The sequence below is a fragment of the Lacihabitans soyangensis genome, assembly GCF_024343775.1.
GTDB lineage: Bacteria > Bacteroidota > Bacteroidia > Cytophagales > Spirosomataceae > Leadbetterella > Leadbetterella soyangensis.
Window position 1 is genome coordinate 1 of the sequence record NZ_RJUF01000030.1, and the last position, 25,164, is coordinate 25,164.

General features: G+C 39.7%; 20 protein-coding genes. 9 read left to right on the plus strand and 11 right to left on the minus strand.

The genetic code is table 11. From position 1 onward, the window contains the following. Positions 1–16: 16 nt before the first annotated feature. From EGI31_RS10955 to EGI31_RS11000, 10 genes are all read right to left on the minus strand, one after another. The gene (locus EGI31_RS10955) at positions 17–703 is read right to left on the minus strand and encodes a hypothetical protein (RefSeq protein ID WP_255037274.1); all 687 of its coding nucleotides are present in this window, start codon (positions 701–703) and stop codon (positions 17–19) included. 49 nt (positions 704–752) lie between these two features. After that, positions 753–1,499, minus strand: a complete 747-nt coding sequence (locus tag EGI31_RS10960; protein WP_255037275.1) for a peptidase associated/transthyretin-like domain-containing protein — start codon at positions 1,497–1,499, stop codon at positions 753–755. An 11-nt stretch (positions 1,500–1,510) separates the two neighbouring features. Beyond that, positions 1,511–2,734 carry a M14 family zinc carboxypeptidase gene (locus tag EGI31_RS10965; RefSeq protein WP_255037276.1) on the minus strand — a complete coding sequence of 408 codons (1,224 nt, stop codon included), beginning with the start codon at positions 2,732–2,734 and terminating at the stop codon, positions 1,511–1,513. Positions 2,735–2,746: 12 nt separating this feature from the next. Further along, positions 2,747–4,852 (minus strand): penicillin-binding transpeptidase domain-containing protein, encoded by a 2,106-nt coding sequence (locus tag EGI31_RS10970; protein ID WP_255037277.1) that lies wholly within the window; start codon positions 4,850–4,852, stop codon positions 2,747–2,749. Positions 4,853–4,865: 13 nt separating this feature from the next. Continuing rightward, positions 4,866–5,246, minus strand: a complete 381-nt coding sequence (locus EGI31_RS10975) for an FtsL-like putative cell division protein (protein WP_255037278.1) — start codon at positions 5,244–5,246, stop codon at positions 4,866–4,868. A 106-nt stretch (positions 5,247–5,352) separates the two neighbouring features. Continuing rightward, positions 5,353–6,270 carry a 16S rRNA (cytosine(1402)-N(4))-methyltransferase RsmH gene (gene rsmH, locus EGI31_RS10980; protein ID WP_255037279.1) on the minus strand — a complete coding sequence of 306 codons (918 nt, stop codon included), beginning with the start codon at positions 6,268–6,270 and terminating at the stop codon, positions 5,353–5,355. A 454-nt stretch (positions 6,271–6,724) separates the two neighbouring features. Beyond that, on the minus strand, positions 6,725–8,146 hold the full coding sequence (locus EGI31_RS10985; RefSeq protein WP_255037280.1) for an amidohydrolase: 1,422 nt from the start codon (positions 8,144–8,146) through the stop codon (positions 6,725–6,727). A 70-nt stretch (positions 8,147–8,216) separates the two neighbouring features. Next, positions 8,217–9,044 (minus strand): glutaminyl-peptide cyclotransferase, encoded by an 828-nt coding sequence (locus EGI31_RS10990; protein ID WP_255037281.1) that lies wholly within the window; start codon positions 9,042–9,044, stop codon positions 8,217–8,219. Between the two features lie 120 nt (positions 9,045–9,164). After that, on the minus strand, positions 9,165–10,109 hold the full coding sequence (locus EGI31_RS10995; RefSeq protein ID WP_255037282.1) for a glycoside hydrolase family 18 protein: 945 nt from the start codon (positions 10,107–10,109) through the stop codon (positions 9,165–9,167). 16 nt (positions 10,110–10,125) lie between these two features. Then, entirely contained in the window at positions 10,126–10,986 is an 861-nt protein-coding gene (locus tag EGI31_RS11000; RefSeq protein ID WP_255037283.1) for an AraC family transcriptional regulator, read from the minus strand. 133 nt (positions 10,987–11,119) lie between these two features. Between EGI31_RS11000 and EGI31_RS11005 the strand changes: the two genes are divergently transcribed. The 3 genes from EGI31_RS11005 (at position 11,120) to EGI31_RS11015 (ending at position 13,430) form a co-directional block, all read left to right on the plus strand. Further along, positions 11,120–12,115, plus strand: a complete 996-nt coding sequence (locus tag EGI31_RS11005) for a phytanoyl-CoA dioxygenase family protein (RefSeq protein WP_255037284.1) — start codon at positions 11,120–11,122, stop codon at positions 12,113–12,115. A gap of 8 nt (positions 12,116–12,123) precedes the next feature. Beyond that, positions 12,124–12,513: a Dabb family protein gene (locus EGI31_RS11010; protein WP_255037285.1), complete on the plus strand. Its 390-nt coding sequence runs from the start codon at positions 12,124–12,126 to the stop codon at positions 12,511–12,513. Positions 12,514–12,611: 98 nt separating this feature from the next. Then, positions 12,612–13,430, plus strand: a complete 819-nt coding sequence (locus EGI31_RS11015) for an aldo/keto reductase (RefSeq protein WP_255037286.1) — start codon at positions 12,612–12,614, stop codon at positions 13,428–13,430. Here EGI31_RS11015 and EGI31_RS11020 read toward each other — a convergent pair. Beyond that, positions 13,420–14,331, minus strand: coding sequence for a MerR family transcriptional regulator (locus tag EGI31_RS11020; RefSeq protein ID WP_310586199.1), 912 nt, complete (start codon positions 14,329–14,331; stop codon positions 13,420–13,422). The genes EGI31_RS11015 and EGI31_RS11020 overlap by 11 nt on opposite strands. A 163-nt stretch (positions 14,332–14,494) precedes the next feature. On the opposite strand from EGI31_RS11020, the gene EGI31_RS11025 reads away from it, so the two are divergent. From EGI31_RS11025 to EGI31_RS11050, 6 genes are all read left to right on the plus strand, one after another. Then, positions 14,495–16,384: a helix-turn-helix domain-containing protein gene (locus EGI31_RS11025; RefSeq protein ID WP_255037287.1), complete on the plus strand. Its 1,890-nt coding sequence runs from the start codon at positions 14,495–14,497 to the stop codon at positions 16,382–16,384. 160 nt (positions 16,385–16,544) lie between these two features. Beyond that, positions 16,545–17,669, plus strand: a complete 1,125-nt coding sequence (locus tag EGI31_RS11030) for a glycoside hydrolase family 53 protein (RefSeq protein ID WP_255037288.1) — start codon at positions 16,545–16,547, stop codon at positions 17,667–17,669. Between the two features lie 32 nt (positions 17,670–17,701). After that, positions 17,702–20,701: a SusC/RagA family TonB-linked outer membrane protein gene (locus EGI31_RS11035; RefSeq protein WP_255037289.1), complete on the plus strand. Its 3,000-nt coding sequence runs from the start codon at positions 17,702–17,704 to the stop codon at positions 20,699–20,701. Positions 20,702–20,726: 25 nt separating this feature from the next. Then, positions 20,727–22,331, plus strand: coding sequence for a RagB/SusD family nutrient uptake outer membrane protein (locus EGI31_RS11040; RefSeq protein ID WP_255037290.1), 1,605 nt, complete (start codon positions 20,727–20,729; stop codon positions 22,329–22,331). An 18-nt stretch (positions 22,332–22,349) separates the two neighbouring features. Beyond that, positions 22,350–23,681 (plus strand): SusE domain-containing protein, encoded by a 1,332-nt coding sequence (locus EGI31_RS11045; RefSeq protein ID WP_255037291.1) that lies wholly within the window; start codon positions 22,350–22,352, stop codon positions 23,679–23,681. An 85-nt stretch (positions 23,682–23,766) separates the two neighbouring features. Then, positions 23,767–25,152: an alpha-amylase gene (locus tag EGI31_RS11050; RefSeq protein WP_255037292.1), complete on the plus strand. Its 1,386-nt coding sequence runs from the start codon at positions 23,767–23,769 to the stop codon at positions 25,150–25,152. Positions 25,153–25,164 lie beyond the last annotated feature (12 nt).

A 25,164-nucleotide genomic window follows, 5' to 3' on the forward strand; every position in this document is an offset into this window, starting at 1 on the left:
ATCCAAATTTGAGAATCTATTTGCACCCAAAATGCACGTAAACGATTCTCTCAAACTTGTTCCAGTCTGGATCTTTCTTAAGAGCCGCCATAGCCGCAGCACAGCCTTTGAACAGTTCTTTTGATTGTTCGTCATAATCACCCTTTGTAATTTTGTAAGCTGGCTTATCTCCAACTTTTACAAAATAAGACTTATCCAATCCACCCACTTTCATTGGTCCCACTCCTACAGACATGGTTTCACTTGCGAAAGGGTTAAAATAAACTCTCACTTTGTTATGAAATCCTGGATTTACCAACTGCATCAATAATGGCTGTACTTTTCCTTTAATATCAACTTGTGTATATTCAAAAAATCCATAACCATCGGTAATTCTGTCGTTATTCAGATCTTTTGAAAGGTTGGTGCCAACTTCCATTTGTTTGCTGAACTTATCCAAGCCCGAGGCTGGCAAATACATTTCCTTTATTTGTTCTGGCTTATAGGTCTTTTTCTTTCCATCTACTTTTATGGTAATTTCGGAGATGTTTCCTTTCTTTCTATCCAAATCTTCAATATCCCCCTCCACTTTTGAACCATCGGCCAAGGTCAGGTAGGCGATTTTCTTGGAAGAGAATCTGTCAAAACCCTCCATAAAGCTTTGAGAATAAGACACAAAGGAAATGAGCATAATAAATGCTACAGTGTAAATTTTTGATTTCATATTTTATAGTGTTTAAACCATAAATTTAGCAAAAAGAATTCAGAAAGCACTACCGCAACCGTCTGATAATTCGGGTATTGCGGAAATCGCCTAGACATTTAAGGATTTTAAAAGTGAGCTCATAATCGGTGGCGTTGAGTATAAAATCTTGTGTGGGTTTACAGAAAACCATGAAGTCGTCTAAATCTTCATCTTGCAGATGTGTAATCTGAGCTACTACTTGCTTATTGTATTTGAGATCTGCATAAAAACTTTTGGCATCCTGAAACTGCATATCGGCCAACTTACGATTCATTTTACCCTCTTTACTAAACATTTCGTAGAGAGCATCTATAGAAATCCCAATGCCCGGCTGACTGGTATTGGTGTTGAGCATACTTTTCAGAATTTCGTTTCTGATGGCCTTGGAATCATTTGGATTGGCCAAAAAGTCCTTAATTTCCTTATGCAAATCGCTAAGTTTACGGTCCTTTACAACCAACTCCTGCAACATAAATGGCTGAAGTTTGACCTCTAAAACAGGATTTCTGTCCTTTCCGTCCCAAAGAATTCCCTTTCGATTGTATCCAAAACTGGTGATAATGATAGAATCGCCAACCATTGCACGGATATAGAAATCACCGGTTTCGTTAGTGGCCACAACTTGATTGGAGCGTTTGTTTAAAATATTAAGCGTAGAAATTCCTTTTTTGGTGCTTGCGTCAATCACTTTGCCATACACCGAACGTTCGTGCGAAACGGCAGCAAATGAAAGGAGAGCCAAGAAAGAAAGAAATATTAACTTTTTGATATCCAATATTTTAAAAATTATTCAACCACTTTGCCATTAAATATAACGGTTTGATGATCTCCGTGGTCAATAATAAAATGAGCCTCTTCGCCCTCCAAAACTAAATTTTGTTTCTGAAAATTATATTTTTGGGCGATTTCTGGAAAATCAGAAAGCGGTTTCAACAAGCCGCCTTTTGCGTCTAAAGTTTGTATTCCCCAGAAAACTGACAAGTCGCCCATATCTTCAATAACGCTTTTGTGAGTGAATTCGCTTGCTGTAATATTATTTTTTTCTTCTAAATTAATGCCCAAATCTACCTCGAAATCAACTTCTCCCAATTTCACTTTGGCGTTTACTACTTTCAAATCAAACAGATACTTTTGATTCTGAGGTATTTGTAGGTAGTCCTCCAAGGTAAATTTCTGATATGAATTGCTCAAAATAGCTTCAAAAGCACTCAGAATAGACAAAAAATTGAGTTTTCTGATAAACTGTTTCTCTGTATCGTCCTTATAGCCACCAGATTCTATCAGAATAAGGCTACTGCCCCATTTTTGTATGTTATCTCCGAAGGCTCTGGGTTCAAATTCGTCAGAAAAGCGACCAATATTGCTTGGAATAAATTCCTTGAGGGTTTCATTCATTGCACTAATTACCTGCCGCGACTTTGTCCTCACCTCGTTCCATTCTGTCTCTTGGTTGTAGGCCGTTGCCAAAAACGAAATTGTAGCTTGTTCAGATGAGATGCCAGCAGAATAACGAATATGTTGGTCATGAAGATTAAATGAAAACTCAGGTTTTAAATCCAAAACCAAACCTTTCAAAATTTTACTTTCTGGACACTGCAAAGCCACGGCATCACGGTTCATGTCTATTCCTTGGGCAGTACGGCGAATAAACCGTTCAACTCCGTCGGGATTGAGCATAGGCACAAAATGAAGCTCTAAGTCGCTAAGAATAGCCTCCCTGAAGTCTTGAAATTCGTCATCTTGTGGCTTCAGAAAATTAAGAATATCAAAAATGGCCATGGTGGCCGTGGCCTCATTGCCGTGCATTTGCGACCAAAGAAGTATCTTTCTTTTGCCTTCTCCAAGCTTTACTTTATAAATATCTCTCTTCTCAAACGACTGACCAGCAAGTGTATTATCAAAGGGCAAATTTTGGATAAGAGGTAAAATATCACTGTGCTTAAACCTCCTTTTGGTTAAAGAAAGTTCTTTGTAATTTTGATAAGCCTCAAAAAGCCTGGTGTAAATCATCAATCGAATGGTTTATTGAAGCACCAAAGCTACAATATTTTTACCAATCATGGAATAAGCCTTCACTTTTCCAAAACCCGAATACCGCACTTTGAAGCCTTTATTCTCCAATAACGGCAGGGCATCTTTGAGCGAGAGACCTTTTATTGATTCCAAACTTTTATCTGGATTTTTGGATTCCCAAATTACTGAATCGTTTTTAACCACCTTAGGATTGGTAAAACCGTCACCAACTGGCTGATTCTGAATTCCCAGTCTTTGAGCAATGCTTTTATGGTCAGATATTTTACCCGGATTTTGCTTGTCCGCCAATTTCTGTACGTTACTTTTCAAAACCAAACGTGGGTGCATTGAAATATCGTAAGCGAAAATCTTATCCGCAATAGTTTTGAAAACGGGAGCACAAACGTCAGCCGCATAAATATTAGCCCCAACAGGCTCGTCTATAACCACCACACAGCTATACTTTGGTTTTTTGGCAGGAAAATATCCAATAAAAGAAGTATGATAAAGGCCTTGCTTGTAATTTCCTCCCACTCGTTTCTGTGAAGTACCGGTTTTACCTGCAATCTGACAGGTGCCGCCGTTCACGTTTTTTGCAGTACCGTTGGTCACGACACCTTCCATCATTTGTCTGATTTTTTTGAGCGTGCTGGCGGAACAAATAGGTTCAGAAATACGATTGGCCGTAAAAACCTCCTCCACTTTTACACCTCGCCTGATCTCTTTCACTATGATGGGTTGTATCCATTGGCCATCGTTGGCAATAGCGTTATAGAATGTCAACATCTGTATCGGCGTAATGCGAGATTCATATCCTATTGACATCCAAGGTACTGTGGTGCCAGAGAAAGTAGAACTTTTTGAGTTTTTCAAAACTGGGTATGGCTCTCCTTTAAGCTGAAATCCCGAGGGCTTGTCGAGTCTAAACTGCCTCAAATAGGCAAAATAATCTTCAGCCGTAGAAAAACCGAAGTGCTTTTTCATTAAGCTGTAAATACCGATGTTGCATGATTGCTCAAAAATCTCCTGGACCGTCAATTCACCGTGTTTGTGCGAACAAGTGAAAGAAAGTCCGTTGTGGCGGATTTCACCTGGGCAATTTACTCCATAATCAGTTGGCTGAAGGTTGGCTTTCTCAAGCAAGGCAACCATGGTCGGCAACTTGAAAGTTGAACCAGGGTCAGTACCTTCCTTAACTGCATAATTTTGATCTTCAATGTAGCTGATTACACCGTCGGCGTCCATTGTTCTGGTCAAATTGGCTATGGCCTTTACCTCGCCCGTGGCTATTTCCATTACTACTGCAGTGCCGTATTTGGCTTGTGTTTTAAATACCTGATTGCGTAAGGCACTTTCTATAATATCCTGAAAATTAACATCTAAGGTCGTCACAACATCCCAGCCCGGCTCAGAGTTAATATCTGACTCTAGATTAACCGGTTTTTGATAACCTCCTGCCAATCTTTCATAAAAACCCTTGCCGTCCTTACCTCTCAGATAATTCTCAAAACTGGCCTCTATACCAAAATCTCCGATTTTATTGGTTTTTCTGTCCAATTTACCGATGGTCCGCATGGCCAAATTGTCAAAAGGCAAAAATCGGTATTCCTCTATTTCAAATCGACCACCGCCTTTGTTTGGTCCTTCTCTGAAAAGTGGAAACTTTTGAATTTTTTCTTTCTCCACATGATCCAATTTTCGGCTACCACCAAAGAGCATATAACGGGTTTTGGCTTTACGAGCCTTGGAAATTCTTTCCTTGTACTCCAAATAGCTGTAGTCTTGAAAATAAGCCGATAATAAAATAGAAAGGGAGTCGATACTACTTTCGAATAATTCTTTTTTGGCTTGGAAAGGATCAAAGACCACCTGATATTTTGGTATGGAAGTAGCCAAAAGACTCTGACCGTCAGAAGCATAGATGTTTCCACGGGTAGCGTCAATAATGCGTTCTTTCATCTGAAAATCCACAACTTTTGACATGAGCTCCTTCTTTTGGCTCGTTTGGAGATAGATGATTTTTATAAAAATAGCAACTCCCACCAAACCCAAAACAAAAATCGTCCACCGTGAACGATGCTTTATTTGTTCCTTTATTGAACTTTTCTCAGACATTTTAGGAAGTGTTTTAAGGTTTTTCGAAAGCTATTTTGATGGGCGGCTGAGCATTCTTTTCAAATCCTCGCTCCTGAAGTTTTTTTTCAACCTCGGACTGCTTACTGGCATAAAGATACTTTGACTTATGCGAGATAAAAGAAGCTCGCTGTTCGTTGAGGAGTTTTTCCGCCCTATCTAGTCTTCTGATGAGGCCATCAAAATTATGCTGAAAAAAAATATAAACCGTAACCAATAAACCTATCCAGAGTACTTTTCTGAGTGTACCTGGCGAAAGACGCTCGTCTATTTCGAGTTTGCGATTGACCCACTTCGCCATGGGGTCTATGAGGTTGAAGCTAAAGGACTTAGAACTCTGAGGTTCTACTCTCCTTCTGGGACGGTTCTGTGACATTAATTTAAATTTTTATGGGAAGCACTTTTCAAAATTAAAGATTTTTTTCTTTAAAATTTATTCTTGCGATTTAAAAAATTTAGTGGCAATCACAAAACGGAATAATTTACGCTAGCTTTTGGGCTATTCTGAGCTTCGCACTGCGGGCTCTAGGATTCTCCAAAAGTTCGGCTTCTGAGGCCTCTACCGGTTTTCTGGTAATAGAGTGAAGTGGCTTTATTTCATTGCCAAAAAGGTCTTTTTCTACTTCGCCAAAGAACTTTCCGCTACGGATGAAGTTCTTTACAGGGCGGTCTTCTAATGAATGATACGACATCATCACTAATCTACCATCTGGTGAAAGTATCTCTGGTACTTGTTGTAAAAACTCCTCCAAAACCTTCAATTCTTCATTAACCTCGATACGCAAAGCCTGAAAAACCTGAGCAAAAAACTTGTTTTCCTTACCCCGAGGGGCATAAGTTTGGAGGGCGGCCTTCAGCTCTCTAATGGTTTCTATTGGCCCAGCTCCTCTTCCTGAAACAACCGCCTGAGCCACCGTGCGGGCATTTTTTAGCTCACCGTATATGCCAAAAATCTTGTGCAAATCCTCAAAACTGTATTCGTTTACCACCGTTTTGGCTGATTGAGGCTGCTGCACGTCCATACGCATATCCAGCTCGGCATCGAATCTCGTAGAAAATCCTCGATCTGCAGTGTCTATTTGGTGAGAAGATATTCCTAAATCTGCCAAAATACCATCAACAGTTTTTACGCCGTAAACTCGGAGATATTTTTTTATGAACCGGAAATTTGCGGAAATAAACGTGAAGTTTTCAGACTCTATTTTTGCGGCTTCTTGTTTAGCGTCGTCGTCTTGGTCAAAACTGTACAGATGACCCGTAGTGAGTTTTTCGAGAATAGCCCTGCTGTGGCCACCACCACCAAAAGTAACATCTACATAAATGCCGTCAGGCTTTATGTTGAGGCCTTCGAGGCACTCTTTGAGCATTACAGGTTTGTGATAGTCGTAGTTTGGTTCCAAAGCGAATTATTGAATTTGAACCACAAAAATACGATTTTTTTGGGGAGAAATGGTGGGAATTGATCCTGAAGTTTGTGGGGAGACAAACTTGAGGCTGAGTAAAGTTTGTGATGACACCATAGCCGTCAAGCTAAGAACAATTGCACACGGATAGAACTGATTTGACAAGGAATAAAAGCAGATTTCAAATTTCATTATCAAAAATATCAGTGTCTAATCTTTGTTTATCCGTGTGCAAAATTTATTTTTTACAAAAAACTTAGGTTGATGGGTATAGCTAAGGACACAAACTCAGGCGTTCAGTGAAGCATATAGTGAGACAAACTTGAGGCTGAGTAAAGTTTGTGAGGACATAAACTTGGGTGCGGGGTGAAGTTTGAAAGGACACAAACTTGAGCAAACCAAAAAAAGGCGACAAAATTGCCGCCTTTTCAACAATCAAAATAAATCAGTATCAATTTCTATAATTCAAAGCAGGTTTGCGGGTGCCTAAAAGTGATTCATATTTGAAATCGCCACCTGTTTTGGTTTTAAACTCTTCAGTCGCTTTAAGTATTAGTTCTGGGTTTTCAAACAAATCTATGGCACTCATGGCCAAGGTTTTGGCTGCTATCATCATGCCTTTTACGCCTATGCTAGTACCACCCGCGGCTACCGCCTGCCAGCTATGTGCTGGTGTGCCTGGCACCCATGTGGCCGTACGACAACCCACTGTAGGTACAGCCCAACTTACATCGCCTACGTCTGTAGAGCCCCCGTTGGCTGTGTTTTCAAGTTTCAATTCTTGTATTTTGCTGGTAGCGTCCAAGGAACTTTTGAACATCCCTGGGGTAGGAAGTATTTTGTTGGCAAAGGCCAATTCGTCTGGCGTCATTATGTAACCGCCAACTGTACTCATGTTTTTGTGCATCACTTGAGCCAAAGTTTCGTTGGGCAATAACTCGTAAACGCCACCCAAAACCTCTACTTCTACCCTCGTACCTGTTCCTTGAGCCGCTCCTTTTGCAATGTTTTCCATCCATTCCCACATGTCCTTTACGTTGGTGCGGTTGGGGTGACGGGCATATACATACAATTCTGCGAAGTCCGGAACTACGTTTGGAGCTTTTCCTCCTTGCGTAATTACATAGTGAATTCTAGAATCTTCTTGCACGTGCTCACGCATCATGTTGATCATGTGCGTCATGGCCTCCACACCATCCAAGGCCGAGCGACCGCTTTCTGGCGAAGCTGCAGCATGTGCTGAGCGACCATAAAATCTAAACTTACCCGACTTGTTGGCCAAAGAACTAGAGGCATTGGCCGAGTTGTCAGAACTTGGGTGCCAATGAAGCACTACATCTACATCTTTAAATAAGCCTTCACGAACCATATACACTTTTCCAGATCCGCCTTCTTCTGCAGGAGTTCCGTAGAATTTAATGGTGCCTTTTTGTCCAGTTTTTTTCATCCAATCTTTCACCGCTACTGCTGCTGCTGTTGAGCCTACACCAAACAAATGGTGTCCGCAAGCATGTCCTGCGATGCCATTGAGCGATTGTTTCTCAGGATTGGCAGACTGTGAAAGACCAGGAAGAGCATCAAATTCACCAAGAATACCTATGACAGGTTTGCCAGAACCAAAAGTAGCCACAAATGCCGTTGGAATTTCAGCAACGCCAGCGGTTACGGTAAAACCTTCTTTCTTCAAGGTATTCTGCAAAAGCTCCGAGCTCTTAAATTCTTGGTATCCGACCTCTGCAAAACTCCAGATGTCCATGGCCATGGAGCTATATTCTGGCTGCCTTTTTTGGATGTCGTCCATTACTTGTTTTTTGGTCTGGGCCACAGCAATAGTGCTAGAGACCGCCAAAATGAGAGATAGTATTTTTTTCATACAAGTTTAGGTTTGGTGATAAAATAAGTTTGAATTCAATATAAAAATGCCTGTTTATCTAAAATATTACCTACAAAAACTTAATTCTGTAAATTTTTGGCCAAAGTTTTCCGGTAATTAAAAACTCTCCTTTTTTAGGGTCATAAGCTATACCATTCATTTCCATTAAACCTGGGTTTTGTTTCTGAGCCTCTACATAAAGAGGTCCTAAATCTACTTTTGCCACCACATTTCCAGTATTTAAATCAATTTTTACAATTTGATTGGTCGTCCAGATGTTGGCATAAACAAAACCATCTACATATTCCAGCTCATTTATCTTATCTACGGCGTACCCATTTTCTCTAATATTCAGTTCTTTCACTTTCGAAAAGTCTTTGGGACTAAAAAACGTAAGTTTACTGGTGCCATCGCTCATGATTAAATGCGTGCTATCGTGGGTCATACCCCAACCTTCGGCATTGGCATAAGGATATTCTGCGATGGGTTTGTAAGTTTTGGCGTCATAAACAAAGCATTTCTGTGCTTTATAAGTAAGTTGGAAAATTTTACCATCCAATTTAGCAATGCCTTCTCCAAAATATTTCTTTGGGTCAATAGAGGCCTTAGGGATTATTTTTCCTGTGGTAGTATCTACAGGTCCGAGATGCGACAAGGTGTAAGTTAATTCTTCAGGGGAACCTGTACTTTCGAATATCTGACCGTTGTCGACATAAAGTCCTTCTGTAAACGACTGTATATCATGCGGATAACTACCCACTACACTATAATTTAATGTAGCAGTTGAAGCCGGATCCTCGGTAGTTGAAGTGGTTTCTGTGGTATCACTACCGCCAGTTTTATCGCATGAAGTGGCCACAAACGCCACAAAACAAATCCTTAAGAAGTTTTTAAACATTGTTGTTTTTGATTTTTTAGAAATGTAAATATCAGTAGAAACCGACGTTTTTTCAAATTTATTGCTTCTGGTAGACTCCGAAAGTCTCAAAATTGCTTTTTAATTCAAAAAACATCCAAGTCAATATCCCCTCCTAATCGCTTTCAAAAGCGACCATTCATTGTTGGTGTCGCTTGAGATTTCCCAAATCATCACACCGGCTAAGCCTCGTTTTTTGGCCAATTTAGTTTTTTCTTCAATGGTAAGCATTCCGTTGTAAAAAGCACCTTTCCAGTAATCGTCATAAGGACTTGCTCCGTCTTTAAGCAAATCTTTATAGCTTGGGCCATAATTTCCCATTCCTTTTTTGGAGTAAAAAGGCAGGCCGAGCGTTGCTTTTTTTGCGGGTAAACCCCTTTCAACTAGCCAATAGTTTAGGCTTTTCAATGCCAAAGAATAAGGCGAATGGGCGATCACATAACTCGGTCCATAGTCGTCGTCATAAGCCATGAGATTCAGCCAATCCATTTTTTCAAAGACCTCATTTTTGGTTCCGTATCCTTTTTTACCATAAGAAATTACGGCAGCCGTCAATTTTTTGTTCTCCTTGTGTAAGGCATCGCCCAACTCATTTACCAAGGCTACATAGTGATTTGCCGAGGGGCTATCCTCATCTGGATATTCCCAGTCGAGGTCAATGCCATCCATGTTGTATTTTCTCACAAAAGCCATCACGTTTTTTACAAAAGTGTGCCTTCCCTCGGCTCTCTCGGCCATTTTATGAAATCTGGTGTCGTCACCTCCGCCATCGCCAATGCCCCAGCCGCCAATAGAGATAAAAATTTGCTTACCGTGTTTATGAACAAACTTCTCTGTTCTGATTAAATTCTCCGGGTTGGCAATAGGTAAAATGGTGTCGCCCGTTTTTGCAGGAATGGCGAAAGCATAATTGATGTGCGTGAGCAGATCTATCTGTATTTCTTCTGGATTTTTGGTGGGCGTGTAATAGCCAACTACCTTAAATTCTTGAGCCATGGATAGAAAAGCTTGGCAAATCAGAAAGGCCAAAAGCACGCATTTTTTCATGATGAAGTTTTTTTGATTACAATTTACTATACTTTTTCCGAAAGGCAGAAGGATTTTCACCAGTAACTTTTTTGAAAGTTCGGTTAAAATAAGAAAGACTATCAAATCCACTATCAAAACAGGTTTCGGAGACATTTTTATGGTTCATGAGCATCAGTTTGGCTTGGTTTATTCGGTAATTGTTCAGGAATTCGGTAAAACTCAATTTGGTCATTTTTTTAAAATATCTACAAAACGCAGCGGTACTGAGGTTACTCAATTGGGCAATTTCAATCAAATCAATTTTTCGGGCAAAATTTAATTCTATGAAGTGATTAATCTTTCTTAGTCGCTCCTCTTCCTTTTTATTGTATTGATTTTTAGGAATTTCGGTGTGTAATAAGGTGTAATCTTCGGTTTCGCCAAGTATTTTAAATATCTCTAACATGGCTATAAACTGCTCAAAATAGGGCAATTCCGAAGCTTTCTTGAATTTTTCACCTACCATGGCCTTTACACTTTCACCAAAAGCAATTCCGTATTTTGACTTCTCCAGAAGTTTACCCACTGCTTCCAATTCAGGAGTATTCATGATTTCACTTTTGAGAAACTGTGGCTGAATGTGCAAAACAGTTTTCAGATAATCGGTTTTTATGCCATAATCAAAGTTGAGGTGCGGAATATAAGAGCCAATAAATACCAAATCACTCCCATAGAAACGCCCGACGTGCTCTCCAACGTGTCTTTTCCCTTCCTCGGCCTCAATAAAAACCAACTCATATTCAGGATGAAAATGCCAAAGAAAAAAATCATTCAACTTTGGATTTACGAGCCAATGAAACGAACTTTTCTCTTGGTCGGGGACAATTTTCTCGAGAATCAACTTGTCATTTGACACTATAATATACTATTTGAATTAAAAAAATATATAAAAAGTCAATATTGTTCAAATATAGGCAAATTTTGAGAATATAATCCTTGAATTTTCGTGTCAAATTTGTATATTATTTAAACATAAAATATAAATATTTATGGAAACGCCTAATGTTGGAATGGTGCCTACCATGGCTCCCACTATGATACCAAACACCAATCACCTTGATATTCCCGGAAATCCGTCAACAGCAACAAGCAGTCAAATAGCTCTTAATGACCGTTCAAACGGTGTTCCTCTTCGGGTTTTAAGCGAAGAAGACTGGAAGTTTTGGATAGAAAACGGATATGTTATTGTAAAAAATGCCGTTCCGAGAGAGCAAGCCTTGGCAACTGCCGCCTTTCTTTGGGAATTTGAAGAAAAAGACCCTGATGACCCATCAACTTGGTACACCGCACCAAGGGCCGAAATGAAAATGAAAGAACTTGGAGGTACCGGTATGGTAGAAGTTTACAACAACCAACACCTGTGGAACAACCGCCAGATGCAGCGTGTGTACGATGCTTTTGTAGATATTTGGGGAACGGAAAAACTTTGGGTAACCATAGACAGAGCCAACTTAAATTTCCCAATTCGCCCGGGTTTTGAGTACAAAGGTTTTATTCATTGGGATTATGACCCCGAAACCAAACCCGTGAATGTACAAGGTGTGTTGGCCCTAGCCGACCAAACAGACGAAAATATGGGAGGTTTTCAGTGCATACCAGAGTTGTACAGAACATACGATACTTGGAAACTCACTCAACCTGCAGACAGAAATCGTTTTCAACCGGATACCTCTGCATTTGAAGGACAATTTCATAAAGTAAAACTGGAAGCAGGTGATTTGCTGATATTCAATAGCTTAGAACCACACGGCATTCGACCAAATAACTCCGAAAATAAAGTAAGAATAGCTCAATATATATCGATGATGCCGGCCGAAGAAGACAACCGAGCCATGCGTGACTGGCGAGTAAATTCATGGAAAAACCGCATTGCACCAGAAGGTTATGCCTTTCCGGGCGACCCAAGAAACTGGGAGCAGACCAAATATGGAACCGCAGAATTAAACGATTTAGGAAAAAAACTATTAGGTATTGAAAAATGGTAACCAAAATTATGAAATCAAAATTTAGATTATTGATATCCTTGTTTGTTGTATCAATGATGTCAACACCGGTTTTTTCTCAAATAAAATCAAGCCAGAAATTACTTAGGCATGTTGTTATTTTTAAATTTAACGACAGCTCCTCAGCGAAAGACGTTCAGCATGTGGCTGATACATTTTATGCTTTAAAAAAATCAGTACCTCAAATAAAAGACATGGAATGGGGAATAAATAATAGTCCGGAACAGTTCAATCAGGGTTTTACTCATTGTTTTATAATTAGTTTCAAATCCGAGAAGGACCTAGCAGATTACCAAAATAATTCTAACCACAAAGCATTTCAAGATGTGTTAAAGCCTCACATGGAGAAGGTTTTTGTTGTAGATTATTGGGTCAAATAACCTAGCTAATCATCAAGTAGATTTATTCAAATATATTTGGGTAAATCTGCTTTTTTGCTTTAAAAGTTCGAAAATCTAATTTATAAAAATTTTACTGAATGAAATTTCAACCAACAGCTATCCTCAATAATGGCCTGGAAATGCCCCTACTTGGCTTGGGTGTATATGACATGTACAACAAAGAGGCAGAGCAGGCCGTAGAGTGGGCCTTGGAGACAGGATACCGACTCATAGACACGGCGTCGATGTATGAAAATGAACTACAAATAGGTAATGCCATAAGAACCAGTTCGATACCTCGAGAAGAAATATTTCTTACCACCAAAGTAAATGACAAAGACCAGGGCTATGACGCAACTTTGAAAGCATTTGACCAAAGTTTGGAACTTCTTCAGACCGATTACGTGGATTTATACTTGGTTCATTGGCCCCTAAAAGCCACACGGAAGGAAACTTGGAATGCATTAGAGAAAATCTATGAAACTGGTAGAGCTAAGGCCATTGGGGTTGCTAACTATTTGGAGCCTTTTCTAGAGGAATTACAGACTTATTCCGAAATCGTTCCAGCAGTCAATCAGGTAGAGTTTAGTCCGTTTTTGTATCTTGAAAATCTAAAACTCAAGTGCGAAAAACTTGGAATTACTTTACAGTCTTATACGCCGCTAGTTCGAGGCTTAAAAATGCATGATGAAAGGCTCTTGAATTTGGCCAAAAAATACGAGAAAACTCCAGCCCAAATAATTTTACGCTGGAATATACAGCATGGAGTTTCTACCATTCCGAAATCAAGCAATTTGCTAAGAATAAAGGAAAACTTCGATGTTTTTGACTTTGCGATTTCCGATGAAGACATGATGATTATTAATGCATTCAACGAAAACTTCAGAGTTGTTGACGACCCAATGCTTATGCTTTAGTTGAGGTACCCAAGTCGACCAATTCTTGAACAGTGTTGATTACCTTGATATTCTCTGTCAGGTCCAACTTTTGCCCAACCACCTGCATACCAGTCAAATAAATGGTCTGAAAGTGAAAAGTGGTGCCGATTTTGGTTACATAATTTTGGACATCCTGCGGTGTAGAAAATGATGTAAAAGCAGAAAAAACAAAGCTCGGTTTTTCTTTTTCTATGATAAACCTCACTTCATCAAAAGGTAAACTTTGACCTAAATAAACCACTCGTTTGCCCATGTTTTTGAAAATAAAATAGGCGAACAAAATTCCGATTTCATGATATTCACCTTCTGGTGTATATACCACAACTTTTTCGGCATTGGGGTCATAGTTGGTTGGAAGTTTGTCAATCTCAACTACGATTTTTTGTCTGATTAAATTTGTAATGAAGTGTTCTTGCGACGGACCTATAGAACCTGAAAGCCAAAGAATACCAATTTTGGTTAAAAATGGGTAAACCACATTTATCATGGTTTTCACGATACCGTGCGTACTTATGTTTTTGTTGATAGTAATCTCAAAAGTTTCCTCGTCAATGTCAATCATGGCTATAGTAAGAGCCTGAATCTGATCCGAAAACTGCATTTGTTTATCCGAAAGCGAGTAAACCTCTTTCCTCAGGTCTTCTTCTTTCAGTTTGGCTATTTCCGAAATTTTATAGCCATGGTCTTTGAGCGTTGAGATATTGAGCAAAAGCTTAAGCTCGTGGTCGCTATATGTACGTATGTTCGTATCAGACCTTTGGGGAACCAATATCTTGTACCTCTGCTCCCATATCCTGAGGGTATGGGCTTTGATGCCTGAAAGCTGTTCGAGGTCTCGGATGGAATATTGGCTCATTTCATTGTAGTATTCGGTTAACATATTTACTAACCAATAGGTGTCAAAATTGTTTAAAATTTTTCAAAAAACATACATTTACTCTTCTTATAGCCATAAAATAATGTCAGTTAGACACAAGCCTACCTTGTTTTTCCGAAATAAATTATCTCAAAAAAATGTTTACTTTTGACCAAACATTTCATCAATGGTTCAAAGAAATGCGATTAAGAAACACATACTAAAATTCCTCTGGGTCTATTTTTGCCTAGCGGGGCCATCACTTTTGGCTCAGGTGAGGATTGATGTAGAAATACTGTCGCCAGTTCTTGATGCCAACAAACCCCTCTTTATTGCCCTTGACTACAACAATTGGAATCCGGGCGATCCGGCATACGTGCTCACAAAAGTAAAAGAGAATAATTATTACATCGTTCTTGATGATGCCCCACCAAGTTTCGAATATAAATTTACTCAAGGGAGTTGGATTTTGGTAGAAGGTACGCCCAGTGGAGAAGGTCTTCCAAATCGTAGTTTTGACATAAATTCTGCAAAAACCAAACTCGTTCAGGCCAAAATTTTGGGTTGGGAAAAACAAGTAGCCTACGACATTATTGTTGATAATATTCCTGAAAACACCCCAAAAGATGCCGAAATCTATATCTCGGGAAACTTTAATAACTGGGAAGCGAGCAATGCCGACTATAAACTAAAACGCAATATACAAGGCCAGTTTACAACCCGAATTTACTCCGACTTACAAAAACTCGAATTCAAGTTTACCCGCGGAAGCTGGGAATCTGTAGAAGCCCGAGAAAGCGGAAAAGCCAGACCCAACAGAATTATTAAGCGAAGCTCAGACATCAACAATAAGGCCATAATCGTGACCATAGAGGGCTGGGAGGATCTCATGGGTACGCTTCACGTTTATTCGCTTTTTGACTTTTTGTTGCTCTTTGCTGTATTTCAAGGCATGCTGTTGGTGATTGCCATTCCGCTCATTCAGAATGCCAACATTGAGGCCAACCGTTGGCTCATACTTTCAATTATTATTTCATCTCTGAGTATTTTCTTGTACTTAATTTCCAATTTCCAGACTTTCGTCAACCGTTTCCCGGGAATTGTGATTTTGCACGACTTTGTTTACTTTGTATATGCTCCCGTTTTTTATTTCTATCTGATAAAACTGCTCTATAACGTTCAGTTTCTTCCTTCAAAATGGTATTTGCATTTTGTGCCTTTTTTGATACAGTTTTTTGTCTATTTGCCATTTTTGATGCAAAACGACAAACGTTTTTTACTGGATTTGATGGAGCAAAAGCTTATTTTGACTTACATATTCGGCGGAGCTGGAATTTTTGGCTTACTTTGGAATGTATATTATTGGTATCTTTTTAGAAAAACCATAGTTGCTTACAAACTCGAATTTCAGACCAATTTGTCTTACGAACAAAACCTCAACTACCTCAACAGTGTTTCAGTAATTCAATTTGTAGTTCTTTGTTTCTGGGCATTTTCTATCATTGCAATATTGGTTGGGCATTATTTTGACATAGATAACATAAGGCTTTTTGAAAACAGTGTAGATCTTACTTGGTTTGCTTTTTCTACCATCACTTATTTTGTTGGTTATTTTGCAATACACCAATCTGAGACCTTCAAAGCTCAGCCTCAAAAAATCTCGATTTTCGATGACCTACTCGAAACTTCAGTTAATCTCAATCAAAAACCTAGTCAAAATGATTTGGAAAGTACCAAGAGAGAAGTGGAGAAATTGGAAAAATATATGGCTGAACACAGCCCCTACAAGAACCCAAAAGTGAGTTTGAGTGAGCTGGCTTCGCAATTACAAATACCTGCACATTTACTGTCAAAAATCATCAATGACCATTACCACCAAAACTTTTTTGACTTTATCAATCATTACCGTATTGAGGAATTTAAGAAAATGGTTGTAGATCCCAAAAACCACAATCTTACCTTCCTGGGATTAGCTTACGAAGTGGGCTTTAATTCAAAAACTGCTTTTAACCGTTCTTTCAAAAAAATCACCAACCAGACCCCCAGAGAATACCTCGATGGTATAAAAATAGAGTAGAAAATAGGTGCCATTTTATAAATCGGTACTATTTATAAGTGCAATTACTTCATTATCAATATTTTATAAAAAACAAAAAAATATTAGAAAAATACCAAATGGGGCGATTGCCCTGTTGCTGGCCAATACCTTTGCATCACGAAAAACTTAAATAAAAAAGGTGCAAAGTCCAATTCTCAAATATTCTTCAGTGCTTGCGTTGGCTGTGGTATCGCTTGTCAGTTGTAAGCAAAAACCAAATCTGAAACCGAGTTTTTATTTGGGAGCTGACCTATCTTACGTAAATGAGCTTGAAGACTGCAGCGGTATTTACAGAGAAAAAGGAGAGAAAGTAGAGCCATTTGGCTATTTCGCCAAAAAAGGTTCAAACCTCATTAGATTGCGTCTTTGGCATACTCCAGAATTTAATAATTATTCCTCATTATCGGATGTCGAAAAATCTTTAAAAAGAGCTAAAAACGCCAATCAGTCGGTATTGCTCAATTTTCATTATTCCGATAATTGGGCCGATCCATCCAAACAAATAATGCCACGAGCTTGGCAAAAAATAAAAAACCTGAATATTCTAGGAGACTCTGTTTACAATTACACTTTATCAACCCTTACCTACCTCAACAGTCGCGGTCTCACACCCGAAATGGTGCAGATAGGCAATGAAACCAACATCGGTATCATTCAACATCCTGATTCGGCCAGTAACGGCCCGATCAATTGGAAACGCAATGCCTTCTTACTTAACAAAGGCCTCGAAGCAGTAGCCGATTTTAATAAGACCAACAAACAAAAAGTAGAAACCATGCTGCACGTGGCACAGCCCGAAAACGCAGAGTGGTGGTTTAAAGATGCTAATGTCAACAGTGTAAAAAATTATGATTGGATTGGTGTGAGTTACTACCCGAAATGGTCGAAATATGACTTAAACAAGCTTGAAAGTACCTTAAAAAACCTAAAAAACAGATACAGTAAAAGGCTAATGGTGGTTGAGACGGGATATCCATATTCAACTGCCGAGTATGACAAAGCCAACAACATGTTAGACAAGGATGCGGCCATAAAAAACTATCCGATTTCGCCCGAAGGCCAACTAAGTTTTATGGTAGATCTCGTAAAAACGTGTAAAAATGCAGGTGCCGAAGGGGTAGTTTATTGGGAGCCGGCATGGATCTCGACGGCTTGTAAAACTCAATGGGGAACAGGCTCACATTGGGAAAACGCGGCTTTTTTTGATGCAGGCAACAGCAACGAGGCCTTACCTGTTTTTAAATTTTTCAAACCAATTTTTTAATATTTTATACTTTAACTTAAACTTAATTTCAGATGCAAAAAAACAAACGCAGTCGAAATTTAAAGTCATCAACCTCAGCCTTCGGCATGTTTGCCGTTTTCTTATTGATGATTTTAGGAAATGTTGCTTTTGCCCAAAGAACCATCACGGGTAAAGTAACAGATGCCACAGACAAATCAGAATTGATTGGCGTGACAGTATCCGTAAAAGGCACTACAGTTGGTACGCAAACCGACGTTAGCGGAAATTACTCCATAGCTGTTCCCAACAATCAAGCTATTTTGGTGTTTTCATTTATCGGCAAAACCAGCAAAGAAGTGGTGGTAGGAACACAGACAGCCATTAATGTAGCCTTGGTCGACGACTCCAAAATACTAGACGAAGTAGTGGTAGTAGCCTACGGAACAAGTAAAAAAGCTGACTTAACTGGCTCAATAATAGCGGTAAATGCCAAAGATTTCCAAAAGGGAAACATCCAATCTTCAGAGCAATTGCTTCAAGGTAAAGTGGCGGGTTTGCAAGTAACCAGTGGTGGCGGTTCAGCAGGCGGTGGTAGTACAATCCGTATAAGAGGAACGGCTTCACTAAACGCTAGCAATGACCCATTAATCGTAATAGACGGGATACCAGTAGAAGGAAATGGCATAGCTGGTTCGGCCAACCTATTGAACACCATCAACCCAAATGATATAGAAAGTATGTCTGTCCTGAAAGATGCCTCTGCCGCAGCTCTTTATGGCTCTAGAGCATCTAACGGGGTTATTATCATCACTACCAAAAAAGGCTCGTCTGGTAAACCAACTTTCAATTTCAATACCGCGGTTTCTGCGGGTCAAGTATTCACTAAAGTCGATGTACTTACTGGTGACCAAGTAAGGGAAATCATAAACGCCAGAGCTGCTCAAACTGGTGACAACACCTATAAAAACCTCTTGGGAACAGAAAATACCGACTGGCAAGACCAGATTTTCCGAACTGCCATAGGAACAGACAACAACCTTAGTGCTGGTGGTACGTACAAAAAAGTACCTTTCAGGGTGTCATTGGGATACTCTAACCAAAATGGTATTTTGAAAACCAACAATTTCAATCGTACTTCTGGAGCCATCAATCTTAGTCCCAAGTTTTTGGACAATGCCTTGGCAGTTAATGTTAACCTAAAATTGGCCAATACCAATAACCGTTTTGCGGATGAAGGAGCTATTGGATCAGCTTTGAGAATGGACCCGACCAAACCAGTAATGACGGATAACCCATACGGTGGATATTATCAATGGTTAGATGGCCAAGGTAAATACAAACAACTTTCAGGATTTAATCCTTTAGGTTTGTTAGAACAACGTGACAATACCTCTACTGTAAACAGATTAATCGGAAACATAGAGTTAGACTATAAACTGCCCTTCTTGCCAGATTTGCACCTAAGAACCAACCTTGGACTTGACAATACCAAAGGTAGCGGAACAGACCTGATTAATGCTCTTTCGGCAACTAACTACCTGACCAGTGGACGATTGACAGACTACAAACAAAGCAAGTCTAACAAACTTTGGGATGTGTCTTTGTTCTATGAAAAAGACTTGGTGGGTATTAAAAGTAAAATCGATGTTTTGGCCTTGCATTCTTACCAAGATTTCGTAACCAACGTTTACAACTTCCCAGCGTACAGTGCTGATGGTAAAACGATAATCCCTGGCACGGAGCCAATATTTGCAACAGACAAACCGCAATATAGACTTGATTCTTATTTGGGAAGAATAAACTACTCATTTATGGGTAAATATTTGGCCACAGCATCTATTCGTAGAGATGCTTCTTCGAAATTCTCACCTGCTACTAGAGTAGGTTATTTCCCTGCAGTTGCCTTGGCTTGGAAAGTTAGAGATGACATTTTTAAGAATAGCAAAATTGTTTCTGACATGAAACTTAGAGTTGGTTATGGCGTAACGGGTCAGCAAGATTTTGGTCAATTTTACCCATATTTAGCCAGATATGCCCAAAGTACTGCCACAGCCCAGTACCAATTCGGCGATAAATTCTATACTTTCTATCGACCAGCAGCTTACGACGCCAACATTTCGTGGGAAACTACGACCACCAAAAACCTAGCATTAGATTTTGGTTTTGCAAACAACAGAATCAACGGTACCGTGGAGCTTTTCCAAAAAGATACCAAAGACCTTTTGGCAACAGTGCCAGTAGCTTATGGTTCTACGTTTGATATCAATTTATTCACTAACGTGGGTAGCCTGACCAACAAAGGTGTAGAAGTAGTATTGAACACTACGCCAATCAAAAAAGACAAATTACGTTGGGATTTAGGCTTTAATTTCACTAGAAACAATACTGAAATTACCGCACTTCGTAAGCAAGAAGATCCAAACTTTACTGGAATTCCTGTTAGTGGAATCTCTGGCGGTACAGGTAATTCTATCGGCTTGCATGCTATCGGCCAATGGCCATACACTTACTACGTATTCCAACAAGTATATGACGAAAACGGTACGCCGCTTGAGGGAGTATATGTAGACAGAAACAAAGACGGTCAAATTAACGATTCGGACAGATATTTGTTCCAAAAACCAGCTCCAAGCATGCTTTTTGGTGTAAGCACTTCGGTAAACTACAACAAGTTTACGTTTAGTGCTTCTGGACATGCCATGGTAGGCAATTATTTGTACAACAACCTTCAGTCTGAGCGTTCGGTTCTTAGAAATTTGATAGATCCGCTTTTGGTGATTAACAACGCCACTACGCTTCTAACAAAAACCAATTTCTTCAATAATAGATACCTATCTGATTATTACATAGAAAATGCCTCTTTCTTCAGATTGGACAATATTAATGTAGGGTATTATGTAGGTAAAGTATTCGGAAACACTACTTTAAGTTTAAATGCAAGTGTAAACAACGTGTTCTTCGTAACCAAATACAGCGGTTTGGATCCTGAAAACTCAAGTGCTACGGGCGTAGACAACACCATTTATCCTCGTCCAAGAGTTTACACATTTGGTTTAAACTTTGATTTTTGATAATTATTAAAAAGAAGAAAAAACAATGAAAAATATATTTAAAAAATTCTCAGTTGCTTTGCTCACGACGGCCTTCATTACATCGTGTTCAAACAAGCTCGACTTGTTTCCTCAGAATGACTTCACACCAGACAAAGCTTATTCTAGCGTAGACGGTTATAACTCGGTTTTGGCAAAAATCTATGGAGCTCTTTCGGTAGGTGGAAACACAGGCGGCGGTGGTCAGCCGGATATTACAGGTCTTGATGAAGGATCACAGATAGCATTTATTCGTCCGTTTTTCAATATGCAGGAGTTACCAACTGACGAAGCCATGGTGACATGGAACGACCAAACTATTAAGGACTTCCATAATTTATCATGGACCAGCACTGACCCATTCATTAAAGGTATGTATGCCCGTCCGATATGGAATGTAGCCCTTATCAACGAGTTCATTCGTGAATCTACTGACGCAAAATTAAATGAAAGAGGAATAACTGGTGCCAATGCTACAAACATCAAAAATGCTGTGGCTGAGGTAAGATTCTTACGTGCTTTCAATTATTGGGCTGCTATGGATTTATTTGGTAAATATTCGTTTTTGACAGAAGCCGACGCCGTGGGTGTAACTCCAGTAGAGAAATCTTCATCTGAGCTTTTTGCTTATATCGAAAAAGAGTTGAAAGAGGTAGAAAACATTCTTCCAGCTGCAAAAACGGCTATTTATGGCAGAGTAGACAAAAGTGCAGCACAAGCTCTTTTGGCCAGAATGTACCTGAACGCAAAAACTTACATCGGAACAGAGAAAAACACCGAAGCCGCTACTTATGCAAAGAAAGTGATCGATGCAGGCTATGCTTTAACACCAAAATATCATGAGCTTTTCCAGGCAGATAATCATACCAAAACAGGCGAAATCATTTGGGCTATCAATTGTGATGGACTAAAAACCCAAGGCTACGGAAACACCACGTTCCTAGCTCATGCAGCAGCAGGAGATGACTACCCGGACTTCGGCGTGAATAGTGGCTGGGCAGGTTATAGAGCTACAAAAGGACTTTCGAGCAAGTTTTTTAGTGGAAATACAACTACCACAAACGACAAAAGAGCTCTTTTCACTACTTCAAAGTTTAGAATTGATCCAGTAGAAAACGAAATCGATGACGTGAGTAATTTTGCTAATGGTGTACATGTGAAAAAATGGACCAACAACTACACTTCAGGAGCCAAAGGCACTGATATCACTGGTAATTTTGTTGATACCGATTTTCCTATTTTCCGTCTTTCTGAGATGTATTTGATTTATACTGAAGCCGTACTCAGAGGTGGTACTGGAGATAGAAACCTGGCACTTTCGTACATCAACAAAATTAGAGAAAGAGCATACGGAAGCACATCTGGTAATATTTCAGCGAATGATCTTACACTTCAATTTATACTTGATGAACGTGCCCGTGAGTTGTATTGGGAAGGACACCGTCGTACAGACCTGATCCGTTTTGACCAACTTACTACTTCTACCTATCTATGGCCATGGAAAGGTGGTGTAAGTGCAGGAAGAGCAGTAGATACGAAGTATAAACTGTTCCCGATTCCAGCTGAGGCTCGCACGGTAAATACCAACTTGACACAAAACCCAGGTTATTAATCTTAAATTTTTCAGAAAATGAATAAAATATTTAAAAATATAGCATTCTTCGTAGGGACATTGATACTGATGACCTCTTGCGAAAAAGACGAGATTCAGGCTGTGCTCAATTCAGGAGCCACGCCAGTTGTTTCACTGTCAGCACCTACAGTGGTTCTTACGAAAGACGTTGCAGAGAACACTGTTCTAACAGTTTCTTGGTTAAAACCAGAGTTTGGCTACGATGCCGCTCCTACTTATACCATTCTTTTAGACAAAAAAGGTGGCGATTTCTCCAAAGCATATAGCTACAGTGCTGGCAAAGATTTGACCAAAACCTTCAAAGGTGCTGAGCTGAATAGCATTTTGCTAAATCTAGGTTTGCCAGCAGGGGCTGCGTCTGATTTAGATGTAAAAATCCAAGCCAAACTCAGCGATGCCGTTACGCTTACTTCGCCATTGGCAGGATTTAAAGCCACTGCGTATTTGGATAAACTCGATCTTTCTAGCCCATGGGGAGTAGTAGGAAGTGCCTACAACGACTGGGGTGCATTTGCTGATGCTCCTTTCTACAAAACGGGTTCGGTAGAGGTATTTGTGGCTTATGTTACACTAAAAGACGGTGAGTTTAAAATCCGAAAAAACAACGACTGGGCTATAAACTATGGTGACGACGGAGCCAATGGAACCCTAGAAGCCAACGGTGCCAATATTATTTCAAAAGCTGGAGCCTATAAAATCACTTTTGATGCAGCAAAGCTTACAGTAAAAGTAGAAAAGTATTCGTGGGGAATTGTAGGAAGTGCATTCAACAATTGGGGAGCAACTCCAGATGCACCTTTGACTTACGATCCATTCTCTGACCAATGGAGAGGAGTAGTTACCTTGAAAGATGGCGAGTTTAAAATCAGACAAAACTCTGACTGGGCAGTAAACTATGGCGACGATGGAGCTAATGGCACATTGGATGCTGGTGGAGCTAATATTGCTGCCAAAAAAGGTACATATCTTATAACAATGAATTTAAAAGAGAACAAAATGACCATAGAAAAAATAACAAACCTGTGGGGAATTGTTGGTAGCGGATACAACGACTGGGGTGCTACTCCTGACTTTACTTTCACACCTGACTTTGGAAATTTCTCTAAAGATTTTGACACAAAAGGAGTTTGGATTGCACAAAATGTAACCCTCAAAACAGGCGAGATAAAATTCAGAGCAAACTCCGATTGGGCATTAAACTACGGCGATGATGGTGCTAACGGTACGCTTGACGTTAATGGAGCGAACATTGCAGTTACAGCTGGGAAATATGATATTATGCTAGACTTTTCAAAGTCAACTCCAGCATATAAAATTACAAAAAAATAACCCGAAGAAATTCGGAATAGATTGATTATAATCTGCATGGAGTATTTCTGTGCAGATTTTTTTAAACTTTAATAAAACAAACTCCATGAAAAAGGCCGCTGTTCTCTGCCTATTCCTTACCGTTTTCATATCCTGTTCAAAATCCGAAAATGTACCTTCTGGTTCAGCTCCTATGGATTTGAATGTGGTCGAAAATACGGGTGGAGTGATGATGCAGGGCTTTTATTGGGATGTCGAACCAAGAGGTGACTGGTGGAATACCCTCTCTACAAGAATAGACGCTTGGAAGAAAATAGGTGTGGACAGAATTTGGCTTCCTCCGGCCTCCAAAGGCATGTCTGGTGGATTTTCAATGGGCTATGACCCCATGGATTATTTTGACTTTGGTGATTTTGACCAAATGGGAACATTGGAAACAAGATTTGGCTCCAAAGCAGAACTCGAAAAACTAATAAGCACTGCACACGGAGCTGGCATCCAGGTAATTGCAGACATTGTGTTGAACCATAACAGTGGTGGATCTTTGGAATACAACCCTTTTCGGAACAAGAATACCTACACACTTTTTAAACCAAAATCAGGGAGATTTTTTAGAACAGCGAAAGATTTTCATCCAAACGACCGCCATGCTAAAGATGCTGAGGCACTGTTTTTTGAAGAGCAAGATCTTTGTCACGATCAATTGAACGTACAGAAATGGTTCTGGAAATCAGATTCTTCAGTGGCCAAATATTACAAAAACACCATGAAATTTGACGGCTGGCGGTTTGATTATGTAAAAGGATTTGATCCATCCGTCGTAAAATCTTGGATGGACGAAGTGGGTGGGTTTGGAGTTTTAGAGGCTTGGGATGGCAACCCCGATTATCTCAAAACTTGGGTGGATAAAACAGGAGCAAAAGCTTTTGACTTTGCGGCATTTTATAACATGGAACAGGCATTTGACGGAAATAACCTGAAACTTCTGAGAGACAAAAGTGCCCTTTTCAAACTTTCTCCTCAAAATGCAGTGACCTTTGTAACCAACCACGACACCGAAAAAGAAACCAATCAATCTAACAGAATCGGGAATGCTGAAAATAAACTTTTGGCCTACGCTTACATACTCACGCATCCCGGTTATCCATGTATTTTTTATCTCGATTATGAAGTGCAATTGCCAAAATGGAAGCTTGATCGCCTCATACTAATTAACAGAACATTGGCCAAAGGCGATGCCTCCGTGATTTTTGCTGACACAGAATATTACGTGGCCCAACGGACTGGCGAGGGCAAATCACCTGGCTTGGTAGTGGCCATAAACAACGGCAGTTTAAGCAAAAAACAAGACGTTTTTACTTCTTTCAAAAATACCACACTTTACGATTATTCTGAAAACACCGCCAAAACTATCTCCACCGATGAACGAGGAAAAGCAACCATAGAAACTCCATCAAAAAGCTATACGATATGGTCGTTGAAAAAATTCTAAAAAACATTTTTT